Source organism: Spirulina sp. LEGE 11439, assembly GCF_059821285.1.
The window spans coordinates 43,543-49,950 of sequence record NZ_JCAMRX010000048.1; the positions used below are offsets into that span (position 1 = coordinate 43,543).

6 protein-coding genes and 1 pseudogene are annotated in these 6,408 nt (G+C 45.2%); all 7 read left to right on the forward strand.

Going from position 1 to position 6,408, the window contains the following annotated elements; genetic code table 11:
- Window positions 1-23 precede the first annotated feature (23 nt).
- The 7 genes and pseudogenes from AC6RV6_RS23715 (at window position 24) to AC6RV6_RS23745 (ending at window position 6,382) form a co-directional block, all read left to right on the forward strand.
- Window positions 24-602, forward strand: a complete 579-nt coding sequence (locus AC6RV6_RS23715; protein WP_500243356.1) for a hypothetical protein — start codon at window positions 24-26, stop codon at window positions 600-602.
- A gap of 33 nt (window positions 603-635) precedes the next feature.
- Complete coding sequence (locus tag AC6RV6_RS23720) at window positions 636-2,042, forward strand: hypothetical protein (RefSeq protein WP_500243357.1); 1,407 nt, start codon at window positions 636-638, stop codon at window positions 2,040-2,042.
- 88 nt (window positions 2,043-2,130) lie between these two features.
- Entirely contained in the window at window positions 2,131-3,504 is a 1,374-nt protein-coding gene (locus AC6RV6_RS23725) for a CHAT domain-containing protein (protein ID WP_500243358.1), read from the forward strand.
- 352 nt (window positions 3,505-3,856) lie between these two features.
- Window positions 3,857-4,138, forward strand: a pseudogene (locus AC6RV6_RS23730) (pentapeptide repeat-containing protein); the annotation flags it as partial.
- Window positions 4,139-4,309: 171 nt separating this feature from the next.
- Window positions 4,310-5,053 carry a hypothetical protein gene (locus AC6RV6_RS23735; RefSeq protein ID WP_500243359.1) on the forward strand — a complete coding sequence of 248 codons (744 nt, stop codon included), beginning with the start codon at window positions 4,310-4,312 and terminating at the stop codon, window positions 5,051-5,053.
- A gap of 6 nt (window positions 5,054-5,059) precedes the next feature.
- Complete coding sequence (locus AC6RV6_RS23740) at window positions 5,060-5,989, forward strand: pentapeptide repeat-containing protein (protein ID WP_500243360.1); 930 nt, start codon at window positions 5,060-5,062, stop codon at window positions 5,987-5,989.
- An 81-nt stretch (window positions 5,990-6,070) separates the two neighbouring features.
- Window positions 6,071-6,382 carry a hypothetical protein gene (locus AC6RV6_RS23745; protein ID WP_500243361.1) on the forward strand — a complete coding sequence of 104 codons (312 nt, stop codon included), beginning with the start codon at window positions 6,071-6,073 and terminating at the stop codon, window positions 6,380-6,382.
- Window positions 6,383-6,408: the final 26 nt, after the last annotated feature.

The following is a 6,408-nucleotide window of genomic DNA, read 5'->3' on the forward strand; positions in this document are numbered from 1 at the left end:
TAGTGAAGGCAAGAGGAGGCAGAATGAAACAGAATTTATTGCGTCATTTCGGTATATTTTCAGTTGTTTTGGCAATTATTTTGGTGATGGGAAGCGATCGCTCTCCCGTCATTGCCCAAACATTACAAACGATTCGAGATGCGGAAAATACTTACGAACTCCTGCCTGATTTTCCCCGGGAAAACCAATATATTTCGCAAGAGTCTAAAGAAGTTGAATCTCAAAACACCTTAATCGCTCGTTTGATTTACTATCACATTTACCTGAAAAATCGCCCCCCGCAATATCGTTTTGATTGGAAACTCACTCTTGCTGATTATTTAGGCGCAAATGAAACAATTCTTTCAAGTCGATATTCGGGAACGCGAACGTTGCGAGATAATCCTTTAAAAGGAGATATTGCCGTTATCGATCGCTTAACTCGACCGCAACGAGAGGAACTCATTCAAGCACTGATTCAAGTTTTTAGTCCTGATATTAATAATGAAAATCAGGACTCTTCTTCTCCTAGTCCAAACAACGACGAACCTCAATCAGATTCGGATAATTCATCGGATCGCGATTTTCCAGAACCCGGCGATGCTCAATTGCTTCTTCAATAACTTAATTTGGAGCAACACCTCATGTTGACAACAATGAAGTTTAAACAACTTTTTCTCTCATTTTGTTTTGCAATCTTACTCTTTCTCAATACTGGCTGTGTTGCTGTTGAACGGATCGATGATGAAACGGTTCTCTTAAAGTTTCCTGTGGTTAATGAGGAGACCTTTCCGTTTAATGCGGATATTTTCTCTCGGTTTCAAAACAATAAGGAAGAACCCCAAGTTAATCAAGAAGAATCTATAGAAAAAGTTGTCGAGGAAACAATTCCAGAAACAAAAGAAACAGAATTATCGGATGTTGTTGACACTGAAGAGGAGGAAGCGATCGTAGCTTCGGAAACAACAGTAGAACAAGAAATTGTTGCAGAAACCGAAGCGAGTGAGGAAGCTGTTGTCGTCCCTGAAGAAATACCAGCAGAGGTTAGTGAAGAAGAAGTCACTCCGATAGTTTCTCCAGAAGAAGAAGGGGAAATTGTTACGGAAACAGAGGCGATCGAGGAAACTGTTGTCGTCCCTAAAGAAATACCAGCAGAGGTTAGTGAAGAAGTCGTGACTCCGATGATTTCTCCAGAAGAAGAAGGGGAAATTGTTGCAGAAACCGAAGCGAGCGAGGAAGTTATTACCGCTCCTGAAGAAATACCAGCAGAAGTCAATGAAGAAGTCGTGACTCCGATGATTTCTCCAGAAGAAGAAGGGGAAATTGTTGCAGAAACCGAAGCGAGCGAGGAAGTTATTACCGCTCCTGAAGAAATACCAGCAGAAGTCAATGAAGAAGTCGTGACTCCGATGATTTCTCCAGAAGAAGAAGGGGAAATTGTTGCAGAAACCGAAGCGAGCGAGGAAGTTATTACCGCTCCTGAAGAAATACCAGCAGAAGTCAATGAAGAAGTCGTGACTCCGATGATTTCTCCAGAAGAAGAAGGGGAAATTGTTGCAGAAACCGAAGCGAGCGAGGAAGTTATTACCGCTCCTGAAGAAATACCAGCAGAAGTCAATGAAGAAGTCGTGACTCCGATGATTTCTCCAGAAGAAGAAGGGGAAATTGTTGCAGAAACCGAAGCGAGCGAGGAAGTTATTACCGCTCCTGAAGAAATACCAGCAGAAGTCAATGAAGAAGTCGTGACTCCGATGATTTCTCCAGAAGAAGAAGGGGAAATTGTTGCAGAAACCGAAGCGAGCGAGGAAGTTATTACCGCTCCTGAAGAAATACCAGCAGAAGTCAATGAAGAAGTCGTGACTCCGATGATTTCTCCAGAAGAAGAAGGGGAAATTGTTGCAGAAACCGAAGCGAGCGAGGAAACTGTTGCAGAACCGGAAAAAGAAGAAACTTTCACTCTTGTTCTTTTTCCACAAAGCGATCGCAAAGAATCCGTTACTCTTAATCGAGAAACTTATCGGAAAATTCTGAGACTTTTAAAATCTTCCGAACCCGGAAGTTAACCGAAAACGGAAACTCAAAAATTCCCGAAACAGCGAAGAAATTACAGAAATTATGATTATCCTCGAACCTTTCGCTTGAATTCTGATTATGAATATTTTCAATGCTTGGTTCTTCCGCAAATTACATCGCTGGCAAAGGTTTTTTCTTTTGCCATTTCTGCTGTCTTTGCTGTTTTTGCTAACATTTTCCTCTCTCTTTCCTTCTCTATCCCAAGAGAAACCATCTCGTTTTGATAATCTCCTCGATCGCGGCGAAATATCAGAAGCGATCGCAATGGTGGAAACAGGTTGGAAAAAGGACTATCAAAACTTCTATCGGCAAAGTTTCGAACAACAGATCCAACAAACCGACGCGATCGCGCAAAAACTCCTCGATATCGCCCGAGAAACGGGCAAAAATCCTGCGGTTATTTGGGCATTTCCGCGCCCTGACGACCTCGTTATCTTACTCATTACCCCCGGTCGGGAACCCATCAGCCGCACCATTATCGAAGCAGATAGCCACGAAATTGATATTATGGCGAAAACCTTTCGCCGAGAAGTTGCCAACCCTCGCCGAGCCAATAGTGCCGCTCATAAAGGAGCCGCCAGACAGCTTTATCAATGGCTGATTGCACCCATTGAACCCATTCTCGAAAGTCAACAGATCGACACGCTTTTATTTTGCGTCGGGGAAAATCTGCGATCGCTTCCTTTTGCGGCACTGTACGATGGGGAACAATTCCTCATTGAAAAATATAGCCTCGCGACGATCCCTGCCTTTAGCCTCACAGAAACCACCTATACCGATGTTCGTAACGCTCGAGTTTTGGCCATGGGAGCCTCGGAATTTCAAGAACAATTTCCTTTACCGGGAGTGGAAGTCGAACTTTCTGCGATCGTTCCGGAAGTTTGGCCGGGAAAAGCCTTCCTCAATCAAAATTTTACCATCACCAACCTGCAAGCCGAGCGCCAACAAAACCCCGTAGAAATCATACACCTCGCCACCCACGCCGAATTTCGCTCTGGTGCCCCCGATCGCTCCTACATTCAGTTTAGCGATCGCCAACTCTCCCTCGAGCGCCTTGATGAATTGGGTTGGCGCGATCCTCCCGTGGAATTGTTGGTTTTAAGCGCTTGTCAAACGGCATTAGGCGATCGCGAGGCAGAATTGGGCTTTGCAGGACTGGCAGTACAAGCAGGAGTGAAAACCGCGATCGCGAGTCTCTGGTCTGTGAGCGACGTTGGTACCCTTGCTCTGATGAGTGAATTCTATCAGCAACTTAAAACCGCCCCGATTAAAGCCGAAGCTCTGCGACAAGCACAAATCGCCATGATTCGCGGCGATATTCGCTTGGAAGGAGGTCAGTTAATCAATTCTGGTGGTGCGATCGAATTGCCTCCAGACTTGCCGTTTGGTCAAGTTAATTTAGCACATCCCTATTATTGGTCGGCTTTCGTTGCGATCGGCTCTCCGTGGTGATTGATTCAAAATCACGAGAGATTTCCAGAGAAAAAAGAAAATCTAATGACTCTCAAACATTGACAATCTTTGTCAATTTAGGCAGCATGGAAATGTATAAAGCGTCAAGCCTTAAGAGATGCCGTTCTCTTGGGTTTTGACCAAGCCGAACGAGGAGAATTCAGCGATCGCTCGGTGGCTGAGATCGTCGCCACCGCCAACAATTTTGTAGAAGAGAATGCCTGAATATCGCCTGACACGACTTGCGGATGCAGATATTGTCGGAATTTGGTAATATACCTATCAAACTTGGGGCAAAACGCAAGCCGATCGCTATCTCGGACAGCTAGAACGCAGATTTGCTGACCTCAGAGGAAGCCTTCTCAGTTTTGCCGATCTCAGTGAAGCCAGCCTTAATGAAGCTAATCTCAGCGAAGCTAATCTCAGTGAAGCCTATCTTAGTGGAGCAGACCTCAGCGAAGCTGACCTTCGTAGTGTCTATCTCAGTGAAGCTGACCTCCGTGGAGCTGAACTCCGTGGAGCTAAACTCGATTTTGCTGACCTCAGTGAAGCCGACTTCCGTGGAGCAGACCTCAGTGGAGCAGACCTTCGCGTAACTCAAGCACTCTATACTAACTTTGACGGTGTAAATCTGACAGGAGCTTGTATTGAAGATTGGCATATTCATAGCGATACCAATCTCGAAAATGTTATTTGCGAATACATTTACTTAAAATCTGAAAACCAAAACAATGAGATAGTCTTCACCGATCGCAGGCCATCCGATCCCGATAAAACCTTTGCACCGGGAGATTTTGCCCGACTCGTGCAGAAATCTCTCGAAACCGTGGATCTCATCTTTAGAGAAGGAATTGATTGGAGTGCTTTTCTCAAATCATTCCAAGGATTGCAAGTAGAAGGAGACGATCGCGAACTTTCCATCCAAGCGATTGAGAAAAAACGCGATGGTTCTTTTGTGGTCAGAGTTGAAGTTCCCGAAAATACGAATAAAGGAGAAATCGAGCGATCCTTTTGCGATCGCTATGATGCAGAAGTGAAGTTACTCGAAGCGGTGTATCGGGAGAAATTGCAGGCAAAAGAGAGAGAAATCGAAATTTATAAAGAAAAAAGTGCTGACATAATGGAATTAGCGAAACTGGCAGCCAGCAGACCGATTCATAATATTAATAACGCAGAGGCAAAAGCAATGACAGAAAATCAATCAAAATACACCGAAGTTGAAATGAATGTAAGCGGCGGTCAAGTAACCGGAATAGCTGGGAAAGTTATGGGCAATCAAATCAACGCTAAAGCAAATCTAGCTGATTCCGCCGCCGAAATTCAGCAATTGTTGCGAATCCTCGATCGCTCCTATCCCCCCGATATTCCCGAAAAAACTCGCAATACGATCGCGGTGGCGGTTGAAGGAATCGATCGCGATCCCGCTCTCAAAGAACGAGCGATCGGTGCATTGAAAGCGGGAGGTATGGAAGCACTCAAAGAACTGACGGATAATCCCTATGTTAATATTTTGCTAGCAACTTACGAAGGATGGCGAGAACCCCAATAAAGAAGTTTGACCCACAAGAATTACCCGCGATCGCTAATGATGATGACAGAAAAAGAGTCAAAATCGGTTGAGACCCAAATGAACCTTCAGTCGGTCAATGGTGCGGCTGGAAAAGTGGGAGGCCATCAATACAATAACTGTACTTTTATTGGCGATACACCAGCCGAGAATGTTACAGAACCGCCAAAACCAGAGCCAAAAACGAGCAATCGTTTGGGGATTCATATCGGGACGACCTTTGCAGAATGCGATCGCACGAAATTAGAAGCGATCGTGATTCTTTTACGAGAAATTAGTGGAGATAATTCAATTCAACTAATCGATCTGCAAGAGGGAAGCATCAAACTAATTATAGAAGGCTCAGAAGAGGGTTTAAAGCGCATTGAAGAATTATTTGCCTCGGGAGAACTCAAAGAACTTGAAGGGGTTGCAGTCGAAGAGATCAGCACTTTAACTGAGGAAGAAGAGAAGCAAACGAATGAGAAATTGCGTCTCGTTGAAGCAATTCGGATGCGACAATTCACTAACCTCAGAGGAGTCAACCTCATTGAAGCCAACCTCAGAGAAGCCGACCTCAGAGGAGTCAACTTTAGAGAAGCCGACCTCAGAGGAGCCGACCTCAGACGAGTTAACCTCAGAGGAGTCAACTTCATTAAAGCCAACCTCAGACTAGCCGACCTCAGAGGAGCCAACCTCAGAGAAGCCGACCTCAGAGGAGCCGACCTCAGTGGAGCCAACCTCAGAGAAACCGACCTCAGAGAAGCCAACCTCAGAGAAACTAACCTCAGAGGAGCTATCGTAGAATTAGCTCACTTTGGCTACAACTTTGGAATTAGCAAAACCTTAAAAGCCGATCTCATCCGACGAGGGGCTATTTTTGAAGACTCTCCAGGCGATCGCTCTGCCATTTCTTCCCCTGCACCCGTCCGCCGTTAATATTGAAAAATTTAACTATCAATGACCAAAATAATTGAGGTCTCAAGCCTCCTACTTTAGCAGTCGGAACTGATAACTGAAATGACCCGTCAACCCCATGACCAATTCGCCAAACAATATCTTGAAGGGCTACTCTCACCTCTCGGCAACGTTAAGATCGGAAAAGAGGTATCCTCAGAAGTGCGTCAAGTAGATGTCTACTTTTCTCCCTCACTCACTCCCCAACCTTCACCCCCAGACTTAGGACTACTCGGGCAAATGGTCGCGATTCCTTGTTCTCTCGAACCTTTCCGCAACCAACCCAGTAATACCGATATTCGTAACTTTGACCCTCCCCGCTCTAAAGAGACGGGGATTCGGAAGCAGTCCAGTAACGAACTCTTACAGGCGTAGTCAAAGCGCCGCTACTGACTCCTTTA